This is a genomic window from Streptomyces mayonensis (genome assembly GCF_018982965.1).
GTDB lineage: Bacteria > Actinomycetota > Actinomycetes > Streptomycetales > Streptomycetaceae > Streptomyces > Streptomyces mayonensis.
Genome location: NZ_JACBYP010000006.1, coordinates 98,012 through 118,637 on the forward strand (window position 1 = coordinate 98,012; position 20,626 = coordinate 118,637).

Sequence of the window (20,626 nt, forward strand, 5' to 3'; positions counted from 1 at the left end):
CGCTCGTAGCCATGAAAAAGAGCGTGCTGACCCGCTACCGGGTCATGGCGTACGTCACCGGTGTGCTGCTGATCGCGCTGTGCCTTGGCATGATCGCCAAGTACGGGCTGGATCTGGGCGGCGCCGCCGACTTCACCCAGGTCGTCAGCATCGCCCACGGCTGGCTGTACGTGATCTACCTGGTCTTCGCCTTCGACCTGGGGTCCAAGGCGAAGTGGCCGGTGAAGAAGCAGCTCTGGGTGCTGCTCGCCGGGACCGTTCCGACAGCCGCGTTCTTCGTGGAGCGCAAGGTCAGCCAGGAGCTGGAGGCCAAGGTCGCCGCCGCCGAGGCGCCCGCTGCCGCAAAGGCGTAACCGGGGCGTCGAGAGCCCTTCCACCGCCGTGCGCAGACCCGTACGGCGGTGCGCCATCGACAATTACTTGGACGTCCTAGTAAATTTGAAGACATGGACGCTCACGCCATAGACGAGGGCCGCCGTCGCTGGCAGGCCCGGTACGACGCGGCACGCAAGCGCGACGCGGACTTCAGCACGCTCTCCGGCGATCCCGTGGAGCCGGTCTACGGGCCCCGGCCCGGGGACGAGTACGAGGGCTTCGAGCGGATCGGCTGGCCGGGGGAGTACCCGTTCACCCGCGGCCTGTATCCGACCGGGTACCGGGGGCGCACGTGGACGATCCGGCAGTTCGCCGGGTTCGGCAACGCGGAGCAGACCAACGAGCGGTACAAGATGATCCTCCGCAACGGCGGCGGAGGGCTGTCCGTCGCCTTCGACATGCCGACGCTGATGGGCCGCGACTCCGACGACCCGCGCTCCCTCGGCGAGGTCGGGCACTGCGGGGTGGCCGTCGACTCGGCCGCCGACATGGAGGCGCTGTTCAAGGACATCCCGCTCGGGGACGTCACCACCTCCATGACGATCAGCGGACCGGCCGTACCCGTCTTCTGCATGTACCTGGTCGCCGCCGAGCGGCAGGGCGTCGACGCGGGCGTGCTCAACGGCACGCTGCAGACCGACATCTTCAAGGAGTACATCGCCCAGAAGGAGTGGCTCTTCCAGCCCGAGCCCCACCTGCGCCTCATCGGCGACCTCATGGAGTACTGCGCGGCCGGCATCCCCGCCTACAAGCCGCTGTCGGTCTCCGGCTACCACATCCGCGAGGCCGGGTCGACGGCCGCACAGGAGCTGGCGTACACCCTCGCCGACGGCTTCGGGTACGTGGAACTGGGGCTCAGCCGGGGGCTGGACGTGGACGTCTTCGCGCCCGGGCTCTCCTTCTTCTTCGACGCGCACGTCGACTTCTTCGAGGAGATCGCCAAGTTCCGCGCGGCGCGCCGGATCTGGGCGCGCTGGATGCGCGACGTGTACGGAGCGAAGAGCGAGAAGGCGCAGTGGCTGCGGTTCCACACCCAGACCGCCGGTGTGTCGCTGACCGCGCAGCAGCCGTACAACAACGTCGTACGGACCGCCGTGGAGGCGCTCGCGGCCGTGCTCGGAGGCACCAACTCCCTGCACACCAACGCGCTGGACGAGACCCTCGCCCTGCCCAGCGAGCAGGCCGCCGAGATCGCCCTGCGCACCCAGCAGGTGCTGATGGAGGAGACCGGCGTCGCCAACGTCGCCGACCCGCTGGGCGGTTCCTGGTTCGTCGAGCAGCTGACGGACCGGATCGAGGCCGACGCCGAGAAGATCTTCGAGCAGATCAAGGAGCGGGGGCTGCGGGCCCACCCCGACGGGCAGCACCCGATCGGCCCGGTCACCTCGGGCATCCTGCGCGGCATAGAGGACGGCTGGTTCACCGGTGAGATCGCCGAGTCCGCCTTCCGCTACCAGCAGGCCCTGGAGAAGGACGACAAGAAGGTGGTCGGCGTCAACGTCCACACCGGCTCCGTCACCGGCGACCTGGAGATCCTCCGGGTCAGCCACGAGGTCGAGCGCGAGCAGGTGCGGGAGCTGGCCGAGCGCAAGGGCGCCCGCGACGACGCGGCCGTGCGCGGTGCCCTGGACGGCATGCTCGCCGCGGCCCGCTCCGGCGGCAACATGATCGGGCCGATGCTGGACGCGGTGCGCGCGGAGGCGACGCTCGGTGAGATCTGCGGCGTGCTGCGCGACGAGTGGGGGGTGTACACGGAGCCGGCCGGCTTCTGACCGGCTCAGTTTCTGACCGACTCCGTACGGCTCACTCCGCGGCGCGGAAGGTGCGGCGGTACGCCGACGGGGCGACCCCCGCCCGGGCCGCCAGGTGCCGCCGCAGCGAGGTCGCCGTGGCGAAGCCGACCTCGTGGGCGACCCGCTCCACCGGGAGGTCGCTGGACTCCAGCAGGTGCTGCGCCCTGCGCAGCCGCTGCTGGGTCAGCCAGCGGCCGGGGCTCAGACCGGTCTCCTCCCGGAAGCGCCGGGCGAAGGTGCGGGTGCTCATCGCCGCGTGCGCGGCCATCTCGTCCAGCGACAGGGGCTCCGCCAGCCGCCCCAGCGCCCAGTCGCGGGTCGGACCGGTGCCGGCCGTGCTTGCCGGGGGCAGCGGCTGCTCGATGTACTGCGCCTGCCCGCCGTCCCGGTAGGGCGGCACGACGCAGCGGCGGGCGACGTGGTTGGCCACCTCGCTGCCGTGGTCCTGGCGCACCAGGTGCAGGCAGACGTCGACTCCGCTCGCCGCCCCCGCCGAGGTGAGCACGTCGCCGTGGTCGACGAAGAGCACCCCGGCGTCCAGCTCCACCTCGGGGAACAGCTCCCGGAAGTGGTCGGCGAGCGCCCAGTGGGTGGTGGCCCGCCGCCCGTCCAGGAGACCGGCGGCAGCCAGCAGGAAGGCGCCGGTGCAGATGGACACCAGCCTGGCGCCGGGCCGGACGCGGGACAGGGCGGCCAGGGCCCGAGGGTCCGCGGCGACGGCCGACGCGGCGGTGACGGCGTACGGCGGAATGACCACGGTGTCCGCCTCCGCCAGCACCTCGGGGCCGTGCCCCGGCGTGACGGTCAGGTCCGAGTCGGTGCGCACGGGGTGTCCGTCCACGCTCGCGGAGCGCACGTCGTAGCGGCCGTCGGCGGAGCCCAGGACGCGGTGCGGGATGCCGAGTTCGAAGGGGTAGACGCCGTCCAGGGCAAGGACGACGACGCGGTGGGCGCCGGGCCGCGGGACGGGGCGCATCCGGCGCTCCAGTTCGGCCGTGCGCGCGGCGGGGTCGGTGAGCATGGCACAAATGTATCGGAGGATGACCTTCTTGCCATGGCCCCGGGGCACGCCCCCCGGCGAGGATCGGGGCATGACCACGACGGACACCCCCGAGAACCCCGCCGCCGCTTCGGACGGCGCCCCCGTGATGCTCGCCCTGCACCAGACGGTGCTCGGCGGCCCCGAGGTGCTGGAGCCGACCGAACTGCCGCGGCCCGAGCCCGGCCCCGGCGAGATCCTCGTCGCCGTGCACGCGGCCGGACTCAACCCCACGGACTACAAGCACCGCGCCGCGAAGCTCTTCCTGCCGCCCCCGCCGTTCACCCTCGGGTGGGACGTCTCCGGCACCGTGGTGGAGGCCGGCTTCGGCGTCACCCTCTTCCGGCCGGGCGACGAGGTCTTCGGCATGCTGCCCTACCCGTACGGGGCCGGCTCCCACGCCGAGTACGTGACCGGCCCGGCCCGCGCCTTCGCCGCCAAGCCCGCCGGGACCGACCACGTCCAGGCGGCCGCCCTGCCGCTGGCCGCGCTCACCGCCTGGCAGGCCCTCGTCGACACCGCGGACCTGCGGGCCGGACAGCGGGTGCTGATCCACGCGGCGGCCGGCGGCGTCGGCCACCTCGCCGTGCAGATCGCCAAGGAGCGCGGCGCGCACGTCACCGGCACGGCGAGCGCCCCCAAGCACGCCTTCCTGCGCGAGCTGGGCGCCGACGCCTGCGTCGACCACCGCACCGAGGACTTCACCGACACCGGTGAGCGCTACGACGTCGTCCTGGACGCCGTCGGCGGCGACACCGCCCTGCGTTCCGTGGACGTACTGCGCCCCGGCGGTGTCGTCGTGTCCCTGCTCCCGGTGGACGCGGACACCCGGGCCGCGGCCGAGAAGGCGGACGCCCGGGCCGTCGGCATGCTGGTCGAGCACGACCACGCCGGAATGAGCGCCATCGCGTCCCTCGTCGAACGGGGCCTGCTGCGCGCCCACGTCTCCGGCACCTTCCCGCTCGCCGAGGGCGCCCGGGCCCACGCCCAGGGGGAGACCGGCCGTACGACGGGGAAGCTGGTCCTCACCGTGCGCTGAGCGGACGCGGGGTCCCCTGCCGGAACGCCGATCGGCCGCGTCCTCCGGGGCGCGGCCGGTCGACGGGGGCCTGTGGGGCGCGCCCGTATGCACGGGCCCGGGGCCGGGTCCCGCGGAGGCGCCGCCGGGGCCGTGCCCACCTGGCCGCGCCCCGGTTTCGCCCGGGCCGTGCCCGGCGGAGTCGGCGCCCGCTGCGGCACGCGCGGTGGGGTCCTGTCGCGGGGTCCTGTGGAGGTGGGCAGGTTTCGGGGTGGCGGGGTGTGTCGTGCCGGGTTCCGGTTCCGGTGCTGACCGGGATGTGTCCTGCCGGGTTCCGGTCCGGTCCTGCCGGGTCCAGGTTCCGGTGCTGTCCGGGGCGTGGCCGGGCGGTCGGAGGCTACGTCGGCGTGGCCGGTTCCTGGGCCGTGCCGGCCAGGCCCGTCAGCAGTACCCGGGACAGGTCGCGCACCCACTCCTCGTCCGCGGCGCCGGCGCTGACCAGGGTGCGGTGCACCACCGCGCCCGCGACCAGGTCGAAGATCAGGTCCACGGTGCGTCCGGCCTGGGCGGCGTCCGGCTCGGGCGGCAGCTCGCCCCGGGCCTCGGCACGGGCCCTGCCCTCCAGGACCAGACGCTTCTGCCGCTCCACGATCGACGTGCGGATGCGCTCGCGCAGCGCGTCGTCGCGGGTGGACTCGGCGACCACGGCCATCAGGCCGCTCTTGGCCTCCGGGCGGGCCAGGATCGTCGCGAACTGCAGCACCACGCCCTCGATGTCGGCGGCCAGGGAGCCGCTGTCGGGCAGTTCCAGCTCGTCGAAGAGTTCCGCCACCGCGTCCACGACCAGTTCGTTCTTGCCCGCCCAGCGACGGTAGAGCGTCGTCTTTGCAACCCCGGCCCGCGTTGCCACGTCTCCCAGGGTGAGCTTCGACCAGCCGAGGTCGACCAGCGCGGCCCGCGTCGCGGCCAGGATCGCGGTGTCCGCCGCGGCACTGCGCGGGCGTCCGGCACGGCCGGCGGGGGTGCTGCTCTGCATGCCCCGACCATAACCGGCGGGTTCTGTGCGGCCGTGAGGGAGATCACCGGGGAGGACTGTTCCGGCAGCCCCTTCCGGTATTACGCTACGAGCCGTAGCGAAAGCACGGGTGCGCCCGTGCCCCAGCGACGACCACGGGCGTGGGGTGGGGACCCGGCGCCCAACAGCACACGTCCGGGCGGGCTTTCGACCCGCTTTTCACACGCGCGCGCAGGACGGGGGAGGATAGACCCATGCAGCCACGGAACATGTCCATGAGCGGGGTCGTCGACCTCGCCGCGGTGAAGGCGGCCCAGGAGGCCAAGACGAAGGCGGAGCAGGCGCGCGCCGAGGCGGCCAGGACCGGCGGCGCGGGCGCCGTCTCCCCGGCCGACCTCGTCATCGACGTCGACGAGGCCGGCTTCGAGAGCGATGTCCTGCAGCGGTCCACCGAGGTCCCGGTCGTCATCGACTTCTGGGCCGAGTGGTGCGAGCCCTGCAAGCAGTTGAGCCCGGTCCTGGAGCGGCTGGCCGTCGAGTACAACGGGCGTTTCCTGCTCGCCAAGATCGACGTGGACGCCAACCAGACGCTGATGCAGCAGTTCGGCGTCCAGGGCATCCCCGCCGTCTTCGCGGTCGTGGCCGGGCAGGCGCTGCCGCTCTTCCAGGGGGCCGCGGGCGAGGCGCAGATCCGCCAGACCCTGGACCAGCTGGTGCAGGTCGGCGAGGAGCGCTTCGGCCTGACCGGCCTCACCGTCGACCCCGAGGCCGAGCCCGGTGCCGCGCAGGCCGCCGCCCCGGAGCGCCCGGCCTCACCGCACGACGCCGCACTCGAGGCCGCCGTGCGGGCCCTTGACGCGGGCGACCTGAGCGGCGCCGTCCAGGCGTACAAGAACGTGCTGGCCGACGAGCCGGCCAACACCGAGGCCAAAGTGGGCCTGGCCCAGGCCGAGTTGCTCCAGCGGGTGCAGGACGCCGACCCGCAGCGGGTCCGGCAGGAGGCCGCGGACAAGCCGGGCGATGCCCAGGCGCAGATCGCCGCGGCCGACCTGGACCTGGTGGGCGGTCACGTGGAGGACGCCTTCGGCCGCCTGGTCGACGCGGTGCGCGTCACGGCGGGCGACGAGCGCAACGCCGTACGGGTGCGGCTCCTCGAGCTGTTCGAGGTGGTCGGTGGGGACGACCCACGGGTGGCGGCGGCACGCAGGGCGCTCTCCCGCGCCTTGTTCTAGACGGGTACCGGGTCCGGACGGGCGCCGGGTCCCGGGCGGGTGCCGGCAATCGGACGCGCACCGAAACCCGGGCGGGTGCCGGCGCTCGGACGAGCACCGGAATCCGGACGGGGACCGGCAACCGGACGAGCGCCGGAATCCGGGCGGGTGCCGGATTCCGGTTCGGGGCCGGTGCGTCGTCCGTTGGCCGGCCGTTCAAACGCTCGTCCGGTGTGACCCGTGTGAAGGAGCTGTCGACGAGTCGTCACTGCGGCCGCGCTTTACCAAAACTTGGTAATCGCGGCCGCTGTTACTGGCAGTAAGTCCAGTGCGTCGATCTGTCGGAGTCTGTCCGCCGATCCATGGTTTTGTTCCGGCCTCGGGGCGCACCCAGCGTCGCCGTTCGGAGGCGGTGTGTCGTCCTCCGGTTATCCGTCCGTTACTAGCCAGTAACGAACCCCCTTGTGCCGAGGGCGAGAATGCACCACGATCGGCGACGCTCGGTCCATTCCCGTTCCCCGAAAGCCAGTCGGGTCGCGGGTGCTCCTGGGTCCCCACCGAGCAGGGTCGGTTGCAGTGGAGCCGGCCCTTGGGCAGGGGGGTCTTCGTCCAACCGGCGAAGCCTGCCCAGCAGGGTTGTGCGTGATGCGTGTCAGGCGCGACCAGTGGTTGTCGCTCGGGGGTGATCGCCGGTGATCCGGGGCGCGTGGTACGTGCCGCCGAGCGCAGGCGCTCTCCTTCCCGAGGACGTAGCACTTCTCCCATCCCTGCCAGCCGCGCCGCCGAACCGGAGGCCGGACGAGGCCAGGAGATGTACGTCCGAGAAGGAGGAAATATGGAGTCCCAGGTGCGTGGCGGGACCAGATGGAAGCGGTTCGCTGTGGTCATGGTGCCCAGCGTCGCCGCGACGGCTGCGATAGGTGTCGCGCTCGCGCAGGGCGCTCTCGCGGCGTCGTTCAGCGTCTCCGGGCAGTCGTTCAAGGTGACGGCGGACCGGCTCGACGGCACGGGCTTCTCCCAGTACGGGGCGGTCGACCAGGGCTACACGCTGAAGGGCGAGAAGGCGGCTCACCCCGTCGCGGTCTCGGCGTTCAAGTCCGCGACGATCAAGAACCTGTGCCAGTCGGTGGTCACCCCGGACATCCCGCTGATCGGTTCCGTCAGCCTCACGCTGAAGGCCGGCGGTGGTGAGAAGCCGGTCGAGGCCGAGAACCTGTACATCGACATCGAGGACCTGCAGGCCGATGCCACGTTCCGCAACATCGACATCGGTGTCGCGGCCAAGGACGCCGACAAGGGTCCCGGCATCAAGAAGGGCGACACCACCAACCCCAACGGGTTCGCCCAGCAGGCCGACACGGCCACGCTGACCGGTGTGAAGCAGACGGCGTGGGCGACCACCGCCGGAACCTTCAAGCTCAGCGGTCTGAAGATGTCGCTGTCCAAGGGTGTCAAGGAGTGCTACTAAGCGCTCCCTGAAGGGCGGGGGAGCCACGGCGCCCCCGCCCGTCCACTCTCCGGCCGCGTCGTCGCACGCGGTCCACGTCTCCACCACAGCAAAGCCGTACCAGGGAGCTGTTTTCCATGAGCGCCGAGACTCCTGCCGCAGCCGGCCAGTTCACCCGCCGGAGGCTGCAGTTCCGTGCCTGGCGAGGCGGGCGGCCGTTCTGGGCCGGCCTGTTCATCGCGCTCGGCGGCCTCCCCATCGCCTACTTCCCGTACGCGAACCTCCAGATCGGTCACCTGACGCTGGCGATGGCCACCACCGCGGGCGCCGGGTCGCTGATCATCGGAGTCCTGCTGGTCGTCCTGGGCATCAGCCTGTGGTTCCAGAAGCACGTCCGGGTCTTCGCGGGTGTGGCGGCGATCCTGCTGGCGCTGGTATCCATCCCCGTGTCCAACCTCGGCGGTTTCCTGATCGGCTTCCTGCTCGCACTGGTCGGCGGCGCGATGGCCGTGTCCTGGGTGCCGGGCGAGCCGCCGCAGGCCGAGCCGCCGGCCAAGGGCGGGGAGACGGACGACACGCCCGAGGGTGCGGCCCCCGGCGCCCCCGCCGACGACACCGCGTTCCCCGGCTTCCCGGAGCCCGGCACGCGCGGGGCCGACGGCGCGGTGCCGAAGCCGAGGGACGGGATGGACGACGGGAGTCCCGCGCAGGCCTACGCGGCACTGCGGGCGAACGATCTGTCAGGAACGAGCCCGGCCAACGGGGCGAACGGGAGGCACAGTGCCGGCTGACGAGGTGACCCGCGGGGCTGACGTGGAGTCCTCCCGCGTGAGAACCGGGCCGCGCCACGCGGCACCCAAGAAGCCGTTGTTCACCAGGTTCCACATGCCGGCCGGCAAGGCGATAGCCATCGCAGCGATGCCCACGGCCGTCCTGATGGGGATGGGGTTCACCCCGACGCTGGCCATCGCCGACGGCAACGAAGCGGCGCCGCCGACCTCCAACAGCCTGACGGCCGACGAGTACAAGGACTGCGTGGCGGCCCTGGAGGACGCCGGGAAGGACCCGTCCGGGTCGCCGTCGCCGTCGGCCACCGACGAGGCGGACAAGGGCGACGAGGGCGGCAAGGACGCCGACGAGGACGGCAAGGACGCAGACAAGGGCGACAAGGACGACAAGGGCAAGGACGGCGCCGAGAAGCCCGGCGACTCGGCCTCCGGTGCGGACGCGGGCAAGGACCGGTCCTCTTCGTCGGATTCAGGTTCCGACGACGAGGACGGCAAGGACGGCGCGTCCGAGCCCGCCCCGAGCCCGTCCGAGTCCCAGGGCCAGGGTTCGGCCGGCGCGAGCGCCGCGGAGCCTTCCCCCTCCGAGTCGGAGAAGGGCGGCCTGCTCGAGGGCATCGGCGACGCCCTCGAAGGCATCTTCACCGGCGGCAAGAAGGACGGGGAGAGCGCGAGTCCCACGCCCACCCCCTCGGCGTCCGAGAGCGCCGGCGACGACGCCTCCGACGCCGTGAAGGAGACCACCGGCAAGGTCACCGACACGGTGGAGGACACCGTGTCCGGCGTGACCGACAAGGCGTCGGAGGCGGCCGAGGACACCAAGGACACGGTGGACAAGGCGGCCGAGGCGGCGAAGGAGGCGGCCGACAAGGCCGAGGAGGACGCGGAGAAGGCCAAGGAGGACGCCGAGAAGGCCAAGGACGACGCCACCGGGACGCCTTCCCCCGGCGCCTCCGGGAGTGCCGGCACGGACGCGGACGACTGCCCGGTCGCCACCGACGACGAGGGCGGCGTCGACAACAAGGTGCCGCTGCCGGACGACCCCTGGTACCTCAACGCCAGCTCGCTGCTGCTGAAGGGCGCCTCCTACAAGGGCATCGTCGAGGTGAAGACGGCCAACGGCACCACCAAGAAGGTGCTGAAGTACGTCATCTCCAACGGCACCGACATCGGCGACCTGCACCAGACGGTCGACGACAAGCAGGCCGGCAAGACGTACCACGTCCAGGCGGCCGAGGGCTCGACGTCCACCATCCGCGACGGCGAGACGGTGATGTACACCGAGAGCATCTCGGGCAACCTGCTCGGGCTGATCCCGATCACCTTCGACCCGGACAACCCGCCGCCGCTGGACATCCCGCTCATCTACTTCACGAAGGTGACGGTCGTCCAGGCCGGGCAGTTCGGCGGCACGCTCCACGTACCGGGACTGCACCAGTACACGACGGACTGAGACCGGCGAGGAACACGACGGACTGAGACCGGCGAGGACGCCGGACGGCACCGAGGGCGCCCCCTGTCGCAGGGGGCGCCCTCAGCGTCGTACCGGGCCCGTACGGGGCGGCGGCGTCCGTCAGCCGCGCCGGGTCTCGCCCAGGTGGTGGACGCGGACCATGTTGGTGGTGCCGGGCACGCCGGGGGGCGAACCGGCGGTGATCACGACGATGTCTCCGTCGCTGAACCGGCCCAGACGCATCGTCTCCTGGTCCACCAGGTCGACCATCTCGTCGGTGCTGTGCACGAACGGCACCACGTGCGGCTCCACGCCCCAGCTGAGCGCCAGCTGGTTGCGGGTCGACTCGTCGGTGGTGAAGGCCAGGATCGGCTGCGCCGCGCGGTAGCGCGACAGGCGGCGGGCGGTGTCACCGGACTGCGTGAAGGCCACCAGGCCCTTGCCGCCCAGGAAGTCGGCGATCTCGGCGGCCGCGCGGGCCACCGAACCGCCCTGCGTGCGCGGCTTCTTGCCCGGCACCAGCGGCTGCAGACCCTTGGAGAGCAGCTCGCCCTCGGCGGCCGTGACGATCTTCGACATCGTCTTGACGGTCTCGATCGGATACGCGCCCACGGACGACTCCGCCGACAGCATGACCGCGTCCGCGCCGTCCAGGATCGCGTTGGCCACGTCGGAGGCCTCGGCGCGGGTCGGACGGGAGTTGGTGATCATCGACTCCATCATCTGGGTCGCCACGATCACCGGCTTGGCGTTGCGCCGGCACAGCTCGATCAGGCGCTTCTGCACCATGGGGACCTTCTCGAGCGGGTACTCGACGGCCAGGTCGCCACGGGCGACCATCACGCCGTCGAACGCCATCACGACGCCCTCCATGTTCTCGACCGCCTGCGGCTTCTCCACCTTGGCGACGACGGGGACGCGGCGGCCCTCCTCGTCCATCACCCGGTGCACGTCGGCGACGTCCTTGGCGTCCCGGACGAAGGACAGGGCGACCAGGTCGCAGCCCATGCGGAGGGCGAAACGGAGGTCCTCGACGTCCTTGTCGCTCAGCGCCGGGACGTTGACCGCGGCGCCGGGCAGGTTGATGCCCTTGTGGTCGGAGATGACGCCGCCCTCGATGACGATCGTCTTCACCCGCGGGCCCTCGACCTCGGTGACCTTCAGCTCGACGTTGCCGTCGTTGATGAGCACCTGGTCGCCCTTGGTGACGTCACCGGGCAGACCCTTGTACGTCGTGCCGCAGATCGTCCGGTCGCCCGGCACGTCCTCGGTGGTGATGGTGAACTCGTCACCGCGCACCAGCTCGACGGGGCCCTCGGCGAAGGTCTCCAGACGGATCTTCGGGCCCTGCAGGTCGGCCAGGACCCCGATGGCCCGGCCGGTCTCCTTGGCGGCGGCCCGCACCCGGTCGTAACGCCCCTGGTGCTCGGCGTGGCTGCCGTGGCTGAAGTTGAAGCGGGCCACGTTCATGCCGGCCTCGATCAGCGAGACGAGCTGCTCGTGGGAGTCGACCGCGGGGCCGAGAGTACAGACGATTTTCGAACGGCGCATGGGGCGATCCTATCGGTTTGTTTCGGCGCGGAATATTCCGGCCGGCGGAAAATACAAAAGGGCGGGATGCCGCTCAGGTGAGATTGCCGGAATCGCCGGCACCGGAATCGCCGGCACCGGAATCGCCGGCACCGGAATCACTGACACCGGAACTCCTGACAAGCGCGTAGGTCTGTGTCGCGATCTCCATTTCCTCGTCCGTCGGCACCACCGCCACCGCCACCCGCGCGCCGGCGGGCGAGATCAGCCGGGCCCCGTCCCCGCGTGCGGCGTTCAGCTCGCCGTCCAGTTCCAGGCCGAACCCCTCCAGGCCCGCCACGGCCGCCTCGCGCACCGGTGCCGAGTTCTCCCCGACCCCGGCCGTGAACGCCAGCGCGTCCACACGCCCGAGAACGGCCGAATAGGCCCCGATGTACTTCTTCAGCCGGTGAACGTAGATGTCGAACGCCAGCTGTGCCCGCTCGTCCCCGGCGTCCACCCGGCGGCGGATCTCCCGCATGTCGTTGTCGCCGCACAGCCCGATCAGACCGCTCCTCTTGTTGAGGAGAGTGTCGATCTCGTCGGCGGACATTTCACCAACCCGCATCAAATGGAAGATGACGGCCGGGTCCATGTCTCCCGAGCGCGTACCCATCACGAGCCCCTCCAAGGGCGTCAGCCCCATGGAGGTGTCCACGCAGCGGCCGCCGCGCACCGCCGAGGCCGACGCCCCGTTGCCCAGGTGCAGCACGATCACGTTCACGTCCTCGGGCGCGCGGCCGAGCAGCCGCGCCGTCTCGCGCGAGACGTACGCGTGCGAGGTGCCGTGGAAGCCGTAGCGCCTGATGCGGTGCGCGTCGGCGGTCTCCACGTCGATCGCGTAGCGGGCCGCGGACTCCGGCATCGTCGTGTGGAAGGCGGTGTCGAACACGGCGACCTGCGGCAGGTCCGGGCGCAGTGCCTGCGCGGTACGGATGCCGGTCAGGTTGGCCGGGTTGTGCAGCGGGGCGACCGGGATGAGCCGCTCGATCTCGGCGAGTACGGCGTCGTCGACCACGGTCGGCTGCGTGAAGTGCTTGCCGCCGTGCACCACCCGGTGCCCGATCGCGGCCAGCTCGGGCGAGTCGAGGCCGAGGCCGTCCCTGGCCAGCTCGGCCGCGACCGCCTTCAGGGCGGCGTCGTGGTCGGCGACCGGGTCCGACCACTCGCGGCTCTCGCCGTCCGCAGGCGTGTGCTTCAGCCGCGAGGTCTCCTCACCGATGCGCTCCACCAGGCCCACCGCGAGCCGGTCGCCGCCGCGCATGTCGATGAGCTGGTACTTCACGGACGAGGAGCCGGAGTTGAGGACGAGGACACGGGTGCCGTTCACTGCTCGGACGCCTTCTCGGTGGGGGACTTCTCGGTCGGGGACTGCCCGGTGGGGGACTGGCCGCCCGGGGGCTGCCCGGCCGGGGACTGCTGAGCCTGGATCGCCGTGATGGCGACGGTGTTGACGATGTCCTGGACGAGCGCGCCCCGGGACAGGTCGTTGACCGGCTTGCGCAGCCCCTGGAGCACCGGGCCGACGGCGATGGCGCCGGCCGAGCGCTGTACGGCCTTGTACGTGTTGTTGCCGGTGTTCAGGTCGGGGAAGACCAGCACGCTGGCCTGCCCGGCGACCGCCGAGCCGGGCAGCTTGGTCGCGGCCACCGACGGCTCGACCGCGGCGTCGTACTGGATCGGCCCCTCGATGCTGAGGTCCGGGCGGCGCGCGCGGACCAGCTCGGTCGCCTCGCGCACCTTGTCGACGTCCGCGCCCGTGCCGGACGTGCCCGTCGAGTACGACAGCATCGCGATCCGCGGCTCCACCCCGAACTGCGCCGCCGTCGCCGCCGACTGGGTCGCGATGTCGGCGAGCTGCTCGGCGTCCGGGTCGGGGTTGACCGCGCAGTCGCCGTAGACCAGGACCTTGTCGGCCAGGCACATGAAGAAGACGGACGAGACGATCGCCGCCTCCCGCTTTGTCTTGATGATCTCGAAGGCCGGGCGGATGGTCGCCGCCGTCGAGTGCACCGACCCCGACACCATGCCGTCGGCGAACCCCTCCTGCACCATCAGCGTGCCGAAGTAGTTCACGTCGGAGACCACGTCGTACGCCAGCTCCACCGTCACGCCCTTGTGCGCCCGCAGGGCGGCGTACTTCTCGGCGAAGGAGTCGCGCAGCTCGCTGGCGGCCGGGTCGATCAGCTCGGCGCCGGCCAGGTCGATGCCCAGGTCGGCGGCCTTCTTGCGGATCTGTTCGGCGGGGCCGAGCAGGGTCAGCTCGCACACCCCGCGGCGCAGCAGCACCTCGGCCGCGTGCAGCACCCGCTCCTCGGTGCCCTCGGGCAGGACGACCCGGCGCAGGTCGGAGCGGGCCTGTTCGAGCAGCGAGTGCTCGAACATCATCGGCGTGACCCGGTCGCTGCTCGGCGCGGAGACCCGCCGGCTCAGTTCCGCGGTCTCGACGTACCGCTCGAACAGGCCGAGGGCGGTCTCCGCCTTGCGCGGGGTGGCCGCGCCCAGCTTGCCCTCCAGGGAGAACAGCCGTTCGGCGGTGGGGAAGCTGTTGCCGGTCACCGAGAGTACGGGGGTGCCGGGGGCCAGCCGGCCGGCGAGGGTGAGGATGCCCTCGCCGGGCACCTCGTCCAGGGTCAGCAGCACGCCGGCTATCGGCGGGGTGCCGGCGCTGTGCGCGGCCAGCGTGCCGACGACCAGGTCGGCCCGGTCGCCCGGCGTGATCACCAGGCAGCCCGGGGTCAGGGCGGCCAGCAGGTTGGGCAGCATGGCCCCGCCGAAGACGAAGTCCAGCGCGTCGCGGGCGAGCCCGGAGTCGTCGCCGAGCACCACCTCGGCGCCCAGGGCGTGGGCGATCTGGGACACGGTCGGCGCGGACAGGGCGGGCTCGTCCGGCACCACCCAGCACGGCACCGGCAGCCGGTCGGTCAGCCGCTCGGCGATCGGGTCCCGGTCCTCGCGGGCGACCCGGTTGGTCACCATCGCCAGGACGTCGCAGCCCAGGGTGTCGTAGGCGCGGAAGGCGTTGACGGTCTCGGCGAGCACGGAGTCCGCGCTCTGCCCGCGGCCGCCGACGACGGGGACGACCGAGGCGCCGAACTCGTTGGCGAGCCGGGCGTTCAGCGAGAGTTCGTCCGGGAACTGGGTGTCGGCGTAGTCGGTGCCGAGGACGAGGACCACGTCGTAGTCCCGGGCGACCAGGTGGAAGCGGCCGACCAGCGCGGACACCAGCTCGTCCGTGCCCTGTTCGGCCTGGAGCGCGGAGGCCTCCTGGTAGTCCATGCCGTAGACCGTCGAGGAGTCCTGCGCGAGCCGGTAGCGGGAGCGCAGCAGTTCGAACAGCCGGTCGGGCCCGTCGTGCACCAGGGGACGGAAGACGCCGACGCGGTCGACCTGCCGGGTGAGGAGCTCCATCACCCCCAGTTCGACGACCTGGCGGCCGTCGCCGCGGTCGATGCCGGTCACGTACACGCTGCGCGTCACGCGGGCTCTCCGTTTCGTCGGGTGCGATTCGTCTTCGACGGGTGCGGTCCGTCCGTCTTCGGCGGGTGCGATGCGTCCGGCTGGTGCCCAGAAAACGCCCACCGGGGTGAGCGGAACCCTCTTGACAATACCTTCGGCGATGGTTACGGCGCCTGCCGGTGTCGGCCTGTGCCCGGCCGTTCACGGCGCCGATGTCCACCGCCCTGTGGGCCATGGAACAATTGGAACGGCTCACAGGTGCCCACAGCGAGCAGGAGACACAGCACGATGCGTATCGGAGTTCTCACCGCAGGCGGCGACTGCCCCGGCCTGAACGCAGTGATCCGGTCGGTCGTGCACCGAGCGGTCGACAACTACGGCGACGAGGTCATCGGCTTCGAGGACGGCTACGCGGGCCTGCTGGACGGCCGCTACCGCACCCTCGACCTCAACGCGGTCAGCGGCATCCTCGCCCGCGGCGGCACCATCCTCGGCTCCTCCCGCCTGGAGCGCGACCGGCTCCGCGAGGCCTGCGAGAACGCCTCGGACATGATCCAGAACTTCGGCATCGACGCCCTGATCCCGATCGGCGGCGAGGGCACGCTCACGGCGGCCCGGATGCTGTCCGACGCCGGTCTGCCGGTCGTCGGCGTACCGAAGACGATCGACAACGACATCTCCTCCACCGACCGCACCTTCGGCTTCGACACCGCCGTCGGCGTGGCAACCGAGGCGATGGACCGGCTCAAGACCACCGCCGAGTCCCACCAGCGCGTGATGGTCGTCGAGGTCATGGGACGGCACGCCGGCTGGATCGCCCTGGAGTCGGGCATGGCCGCCGGCGCCCACGGCATCTGCCTGCCCGAGCGCCCCTTCGACCCGGCCGACCTGGTCAAGATGGTCGAGGAGCGGTTCGCCCGCGGCAAGAAGTTCGCCGTCGTCTGCGTCGCCGAGGGCGCCCACCCCGCCGAGGGCTCCATGGACTACGGCAAGGGCGCCATAGACAAGTTCGGCCACGAGCGCTTCCAGGGCATCGGCACCGCCCTCGCCCACGAGCTGGAGCGCCGGCTCGGCAAGGAGGCCAAGCCGGTCATCCTCGGCCACGTTCAGCGCGGCGGCGTGCCGACCGCGTACGACAGGGTGCTCGCCACCCGCTTCGGCTGGCACGCGGTGGAGGCCGCGCACCGGGGCGACTTCGGCCGGATGACCGCGCTGCGGGGCACCGACGTCGTGATGGTGCCGCTGGCGGAGGCCGTCACCGAGCTGAAGACGGTCCCGAAGGACCGGATGGACGAGGCGGAGTCGGTCTTCTAGGGAGCCGCCGCCCTGTCCTTTCAGGTTTCCCGCGAGCCGGGCGGCCGCCGGCCGTCGGCCGCCTACGGGTGCTTCTCCACCGCCGACCAGAAGTGCTCCACGACCCGGTCGAGGAAGTCGCGGCCGCCGGCGTCCGAGCCGGCGGCGCCGCCCCAGCCGAGGGTGGCGGTCATCCGCCCCTGGTAGTCCTGGTGCAGCACCTGCAGCACGTTCTCCAGGACGCGCCGGTCCAGCGGGACCAGCTTGGCGACCGGACGGACGCAGCCCTGCCAGCGGGTGGTCACGGCGCTGACCAGCAGGCCGGCGAGCTTCTCCTCCCGTCCCGTGACGACCACGAAGTCCGGCAGCGAGAGCCCGAGCGCGTCGGCGAGCAGCGCCGACTGCCGGTCGGTGCCCTGCCAGTCGTCCGCCTCCTCCATCCGCCGGTAGGCGGGGAGCCCGAGCCCCACGGCCCGTGCCACGTCCTCCGGCGCCAGACCGCGGGCCACGCGGTGCTCGCGCAGCGACTGCGGCCGGCCGACCAGCTCGCCGGGGGAGCACCAGAGCATCCCGGCGAGCGCGGTCAGCTCCGGGCCCCGGGGCGAGACCGTCCCCCGCTCCCAGGCGGCGACGAGGTCCGGGGTGACGTACGGCAGCCCGTACGAGACCTGGATGCCGTGGGCGACGTGTTCGGGCCTCATGTTGAGGGCGGCACGCAGCCGGCGGGCGGCGAGGGCGTTGAACGGGGGGCCCGACGGGGTCGGGCCGGGTGAGGGTCGGCGCACGCGCCACACCGTAGGGGTCCGGGACGCCGCTGGCTACGGACTGTTCGAGCAGCGATACGTATTGTAGGAACATACGGAGGGTGCGCGGCCGGTCCCGCGCTCACCCCTTCACCGCGCCGCCCAGCGCGAAGCCCCCTCCCAGCCGCCGCGAGATCAGCACGTACAGCAGCACGACCGGCGTCGAGTAGACGATCGAGAACGCCGCCAGCTGTCCGTACGCCACCATGCCGCGGTTGCCGAAGAAGTCGTTGATGCTGACCGAGGCGGGCATCTGGTCCGGGGAGAGCAGCAGCATGAAGGGGACGAAGAAGTTCCCCCACATCATCACGAACGAGAACACCGTCACCACCGCGACCCCGGGCCCCATCAGCGGCAGCACGACCCGCAGCAGCCCCTGGAACGACGACGCGCCGTCCGTCCAGGCCGCCTCCTCCAGCTCCTTGGGCACGCCGTCCATGAAATTCTTCATCAGCCAGATCGCGAACGGCAGTTGCGAGGCGGCGAAGAAGAAGATCGTCCCCTGCATGGTGTCGATCATGTTCACGCGCACGAACAACGCGTAGACCGGCACCATGATCGCCGTGATGGGAAGGCTGGTCGCGAAGAGGACGGTCAGCAGGAACGGACGGTTCAGGCGGGAGCGGAAACGCGAGAGCGGGTACGCCGCGAGCGTCGCGCACACCACCGTCAGCAGTGTCGCACCGCCGCACAGGATCAGGCTGTTGAGCAGCGGGGTGAAGGTGATCTCGGGGGTGAGGATCGCGTCGAAGTTGTCGAGCGTCACCCCGTCGGGGACCTTCACCCGCAGGCTCGCGTGCGGGTCCAGGGCGGACAGCACCACCCAGGCGAGCGGCAGGACGAACGCCGCGGCCACCACGAGCAGTCCGGCGTCCGCGGCGGCCCGGTTCCGGTTCCGCCGGCCGGTGGGCGTGGTGCGCGTTCGCGGGCCCGGTGAGGTGCGCTTCGTGCGGGGTGCCGGTGGCGTTCCGGGCGTGAGTGTGTCCGCCATGTCAGACCTCCGTGCGCAGCAGGCGCAGATACACGACCGAGAACAGCGAGCCGATCAGCAACAGCAGCAGCGCCACCGCCGTGCCGTAGCCGATCAGGCTGTTCTGGAAGGCCTGTTCGTACATGAACAGCGGCAGCGTCTGGCTCTTGCCGCTCGGCCCGCCCCGCGTCATCACCCAGATCAGCCCGAAGACCGACAGGGTCTGCAGGGTGTTGAGCATCAGGTTGGTGCCGATGGAGCGCCGGATCATCGGCAGCGTGACGTGCCACATGCGGCGCCAGCCGTTCGCGCCGTCGACCTCGGCGGCCTCGGTGACCTCCTTCGGGATCTCGTTCAGCGCGGCGGAGTACACCAGCATCGAGAACGCCGTGCCCCGCCAGACGTTGGCGAAGGACACCGCCAGGATCGGCAGCGTGAACAGCCAGTTCTGGGAGGGCAGATGGAGCCAGTCCAGGACGGCGTTGAGGGTGCCCTCGCGCCGGAAGAACGCGTAGAGCAGGAAACCGGCCACGACTTCCGGCAGCACCCAGGCCGTGACAACGATGCCACCGGTGAGTGTGCGGACCGGTTTTGAGGCACGCTGCATCAGCGAGGCCAGCGCGAGCCCCAGGGTGTTCTGCCCGACCAGCGACGACAGCACCGTGAACACCAGCGTCAGCCATACGGCGTTGAGGAACGCCTCGTCCTTGAAGGCGCGGGTGAAGTTGTCGAAGCCGACGAAGGACTCCTCGGCCTGACCGGTGAGCTGGAGGTCCGTGAAGGCGATGACCACGCAGTAGACGATCGGTCCGGCGAGGAAGAGCAGCAGCAGGACGACGGCGGGTGAGACGGGCAGGGCCCGCAGGAGCGAGCGGCGGGCGGTGCCGGGGCGTGCGCCGGAGGCCGGAGGCGGCGGAGCCTTGCCCGCCCCCGGCTCCGCGTGCGGGGGTGTGGTCGTGGTCACTTGCCGACCACCTGGTTGTCCGTGGCGTCCTTGAGCGCCTCGTCGTAGCCGCTCGCCGCCTCCGCGACCGACTTGTCGCCGGTCGTCACGCCCTCCATGGCCTCCTGGATCGCGACGGACACCTTCGGATACGCCGGGTAGGCGGGCCGGAAGTGGGTGTCGGCGACGAGGTCGGTGAAGAACTTGATGCCGGGCTGAGCGCCGACGTACGAGGGGTCCTTCGCGACGTCGTCACGCAGGGAGATGCCGGAGTTGGCGATGTACCACTTCTGGGCGTTCGCCTTGCTCTGCATCGTCTTGATGAACTCGAAGGCCAGGTCGGGGTTGCCCGCCTTGGCCGGAACGGACCAGGCCCAGCCGCCGGACATGCTCACCCGGCCCGGCGCCTGCCCGTTCTGCGTGGGCATGGCCGCGATCCCCAGCTTCTTCGACCACTCGGGCCACTCGTGCCCGCTGCCCTTCTGCCAGTCCTGCGGCAGCCACGAGCCGTCGAGTGCTATGCCGAGCTTGCCCTGCGGCAGCAGCTCACCGCGCACCTTCGTGCCGTAGTTGGGGTCCAGCGCGTCGGACACCTCCGGGCCGAGCTTCTCCTTGTAGACGCTCTCCACGAAGGCGAGGGAGTCCTTGAACCCCTGCCCGGCCGTGATCCACTTCTTGCTGTCCTTGTCGTACAGCGGGTCCGCGGCCCCGTCGCCCGTGCCGTACAGCAGCATCTCGAAGCCCTGCATGGTGGAGGCCTCACCGGCGGGCTTGCCCGTGTAGACGTTGAGCGGCGTGACGCCGGGGACCTTCTCCTTGATGGTGCGGGCGGCGTCGAGGACCTCGGCCCAGTTCTTCGGCTGCCAGTCGGCGGGCAGGCCGGCCTTGGCGAAGACGTCCTTGCTGAACCACAGCCCGCGGGTGTCGGTGCCGTCCGGCACGCCGTACGTCTTGCCGTCCTCGCCCGTGACGGCGTCCTTCGCCGTGTCGATGTACTGCTCCCAGTCCTTCCACTTGGCGAGGTAGTCGTCGAGCGGCTTCAGGTACCCGCTGGTGATGTCGGAGTTGATGAGGAAGGTGTCCTCGTAGACCAGGTCCGGAGCGGTCTTGGGGGAGCGCAGCATCTGCTGGAGCTTGGTGTAGTACTCCGCGTCCGGCGCCTTGATGGGGACGAGTTCGACCTTCTTCCCCGGGTTGGCCTTCTCGAACTGCTTCTTGATGTCGGCGAGATAGGTGTCCATCACCTTGACGGAATTGTCCGTCGACTGTTTGAAGGACACCTTCACCGTGTCCGGATCGCTGCCGGAGCCGCTGCCGCAGGCGGCCAGGGCGGTGGAGGCGAGCGCGGTGACGGTGAGCAGGGCGGCGAATCTGGTGGTGGGACGCATGGGGACGACCTCCTACGGGCCACGACCCTGTGGCCGGGTCGGCTGCTCGGTGAACGTAAGAGGAG

At 71.2% G+C, this 20,626-nt stretch carries 17 protein-coding genes; 8 read left to right on the forward strand and 9 right to left on the reverse strand.

The window, feature by feature from the left end:
- Positions 1-11 precede the first annotated feature (11 nt).
- Both HZS56_RS03800 and icmA read left to right on the forward strand, forming a co-directional pair.
- Complete coding sequence (locus HZS56_RS03800) at positions 12-353, forward strand: DUF3817 domain-containing protein (protein ID WP_216719217.1); 342 nt, start codon at positions 12-14, stop codon at positions 351-353.
- A 93-nt stretch (positions 354-446) separates the two neighbouring features.
- Positions 447-2,147 carry a coenzyme B12-dependent isobutyryl-CoA mutase large subunit gene (icmA, locus tag HZS56_RS03805; protein WP_216719218.1) on the forward strand — a complete coding sequence of 567 codons (1,701 nt, stop codon included), beginning with the start codon at positions 447-449 and terminating at the stop codon, positions 2,145-2,147.
- A gap of 31 nt (positions 2,148-2,178) precedes the next feature.
- On the opposite strand, the gene HZS56_RS03810 is transcribed toward icmA, so the two are convergent.
- Complete coding sequence (locus HZS56_RS03810) at positions 2,179-3,189, reverse strand: GlxA family transcriptional regulator (RefSeq protein ID WP_253913675.1); 1,011 nt, start codon at positions 3,187-3,189, stop codon at positions 2,179-2,181.
- A 70-nt stretch (positions 3,190-3,259) separates the two neighbouring features.
- Here HZS56_RS03810 and HZS56_RS03815 point away from each other — a divergent pair, with 70 nt between their 5' ends.
- Positions 3,260-4,246, forward strand: a complete 987-nt coding sequence (locus HZS56_RS03815; RefSeq protein WP_216719219.1) for an NADP-dependent oxidoreductase — start codon at positions 3,260-3,262, stop codon at positions 4,244-4,246.
- Between the two features lie 376 nt (positions 4,247-4,622).
- On the opposite strand, the gene HZS56_RS03820 is transcribed toward HZS56_RS03815, so the two are convergent.
- Complete coding sequence (locus HZS56_RS03820; protein WP_216719220.1) at positions 4,623-5,261, reverse strand: TetR/AcrR family transcriptional regulator; 639 nt, start codon at positions 5,259-5,261, stop codon at positions 4,623-4,625.
- 233 nt (positions 5,262-5,494) lie between these two features.
- Between HZS56_RS03820 and HZS56_RS03825 the strand changes: the two genes are divergently transcribed.
- The 4 genes from HZS56_RS03825 to HZS56_RS03840 all read left to right on the forward strand — a co-directional run bounded on the left by HZS56_RS03825 (position 5,495) and on the right by HZS56_RS03840 (position 10,136).
- Complete coding sequence (locus tag HZS56_RS03825) at positions 5,495-6,472, forward strand: tetratricopeptide repeat protein (protein WP_216719221.1); 978 nt, start codon at positions 5,495-5,497, stop codon at positions 6,470-6,472.
- A gap of 814 nt (positions 6,473-7,286) precedes the next feature.
- On the forward strand, positions 7,287-7,919 hold the full coding sequence (locus HZS56_RS03830) for a DUF6230 family protein (protein ID WP_216719222.1): 633 nt from the start codon (positions 7,287-7,289) through the stop codon (positions 7,917-7,919).
- 116 nt (positions 7,920-8,035) lie between these two features.
- Positions 8,036-8,689, forward strand: a complete 654-nt coding sequence (locus HZS56_RS03835) for a DUF6114 domain-containing protein (protein WP_216719223.1) — start codon at positions 8,036-8,038, stop codon at positions 8,687-8,689.
- Positions 8,679-10,136: a hypothetical protein gene (locus HZS56_RS03840; RefSeq protein ID WP_216719224.1), complete on the forward strand. Its 1,458-nt coding sequence runs from the start codon at positions 8,679-8,681 to the stop codon at positions 10,134-10,136. The genes HZS56_RS03835 and HZS56_RS03840 overlap by 11 nt, the downstream gene beginning before the upstream one ends.
- 120 nt (positions 10,137-10,256) lie before the next feature.
- On the opposite strand, the gene pyk is transcribed toward HZS56_RS03840, so the two are convergent.
- The 3 genes from pyk to pta form a co-directional block, all read right to left on the reverse strand.
- The gene (gene pyk / locus HZS56_RS03845) at positions 10,257-11,687 is read right to left on the reverse strand and encodes a pyruvate kinase (RefSeq protein ID WP_216719225.1); all 1,431 of its coding nucleotides are present in this window, start codon (positions 11,685-11,687) and stop codon (positions 10,257-10,259) included.
- A 73-nt stretch (positions 11,688-11,760) separates the two neighbouring features.
- Entirely contained in the window at positions 11,761-13,035 is a 1,275-nt protein-coding gene (locus tag HZS56_RS03850; RefSeq protein ID WP_308407983.1) for an acetate kinase, read from the reverse strand.
- Positions 13,032-15,185, reverse strand: a complete 2,154-nt coding sequence (pta, locus tag HZS56_RS03855; RefSeq protein WP_216719226.1) for a phosphate acetyltransferase — start codon at positions 15,183-15,185, stop codon at positions 13,032-13,034. The genes HZS56_RS03850 and pta overlap by 4 nt, the downstream gene beginning before the upstream one ends.
- 267 nt (positions 15,186-15,452) lie before the next feature.
- Here pta and HZS56_RS03860 point away from each other — a divergent pair, with 267 nt between their 5' ends.
- Positions 15,453-16,478, forward strand: a complete 1,026-nt coding sequence (locus tag HZS56_RS03860) for an ATP-dependent 6-phosphofructokinase (protein WP_216719227.1) — start codon at positions 15,453-15,455, stop codon at positions 16,476-16,478.
- 62 nt (positions 16,479-16,540) lie between these two features.
- Here HZS56_RS03860 and HZS56_RS03865 read toward each other — a convergent pair whose 3' ends face one another.
- The 4 genes from HZS56_RS03865 to HZS56_RS03880 all read right to left on the reverse strand — a co-directional run bounded on the left by HZS56_RS03865 (position 16,541) and on the right by HZS56_RS03880 (position 20,561).
- Positions 16,541-17,251, reverse strand: a complete 711-nt coding sequence (locus HZS56_RS03865) for a helix-turn-helix domain-containing protein (RefSeq protein ID WP_216719228.1) — start codon at positions 17,249-17,251, stop codon at positions 16,541-16,543.
- 91 nt (positions 17,252-17,342) lie between these two features.
- Positions 17,343-18,251, reverse strand: a complete 909-nt coding sequence (locus HZS56_RS03870) for a carbohydrate ABC transporter permease (RefSeq protein ID WP_216719229.1) — start codon at positions 18,249-18,251, stop codon at positions 17,343-17,345.
- A gap of 1 nt (position 18,252) precedes the next feature.
- The gene (locus HZS56_RS03875; RefSeq protein ID WP_216719230.1) at positions 18,253-19,194 is read right to left on the reverse strand and encodes a carbohydrate ABC transporter permease; all 942 of its coding nucleotides are present in this window, start codon (positions 19,192-19,194) and stop codon (positions 18,253-18,255) included.
- Positions 19,191-20,561 carry an extracellular solute-binding protein gene (locus tag HZS56_RS03880; protein WP_216719231.1) on the reverse strand — a complete coding sequence of 457 codons (1,371 nt, stop codon included), beginning with the start codon at positions 20,559-20,561 and terminating at the stop codon, positions 19,191-19,193. Before HZS56_RS03880 ends, HZS56_RS03875 begins: the two co-directional genes overlap by 4 nt.
- Between the last annotated feature and the right edge of the window lie 65 nt (positions 20,562-20,626).

Bases quoted from the DNA above. Each gene is read 5' to 3' on its own strand.
- HZS56_RS03800 (WP_216719217.1), top strand. From the start codon at position 12: ATGAAAAAGAGCGTGCTGACCCGCTACCGGGTCATGGCGTACGTCACC.
- icmA (WP_216719218.1), top strand. From the start codon at position 447: ATGGACGCTCACGCCATAGACGAGGGCCGCCGTCGCTGGCAGGCCCGG.
- HZS56_RS03810 (WP_253913675.1), bottom strand. From the start codon at position 3,189: ATGCTCACCGACCCCGCCGCGCGCACGGCCGAACTGGAGCGCCGGATG.
- HZS56_RS03815 (WP_216719219.1), top strand. From the start codon at position 3,260: ATGACCACGACGGACACCCCCGAGAACCCCGCCGCCGCTTCGGACGGC.
- HZS56_RS03820 (WP_216719220.1), bottom strand. From the start codon at position 5,261: ATGCAGAGCAGCACCCCCGCCGGCCGTGCCGGACGCCCGCGCAGTGCC.
- HZS56_RS03825 (WP_216719221.1), top strand. From the start codon at position 5,495: ATGCAGCCACGGAACATGTCCATGAGCGGGGTCGTCGACCTCGCCGCG.
- HZS56_RS03830 (WP_216719222.1), top strand. From the start codon at position 7,287: ATGGAGTCCCAGGTGCGTGGCGGGACCAGATGGAAGCGGTTCGCTGTG.
- HZS56_RS03835 (WP_216719223.1), top strand. From the start codon at position 8,036: ATGAGCGCCGAGACTCCTGCCGCAGCCGGCCAGTTCACCCGCCGGAGG.
- pyk (WP_216719225.1), bottom strand. From the start codon at position 11,687: ATGCGCCGTTCGAAAATCGTCTGTACTCTCGGCCCCGCGGTCGACTCC.
- HZS56_RS03860 (WP_216719227.1), top strand. From the start codon at position 15,453: ATGCGTATCGGAGTTCTCACCGCAGGCGGCGACTGCCCCGGCCTGAAC.
- HZS56_RS03870 (WP_216719229.1), bottom strand. From the start codon at position 18,251: ATGGCGGACACACTCACGCCCGGAACGCCACCGGCACCCCGCACGAAG.
- HZS56_RS03880 (WP_216719231.1), bottom strand. From the start codon at position 20,561: ATGCGTCCCACCACCAGATTCGCCGCCCTGCTCACCGTCACCGCGCTC.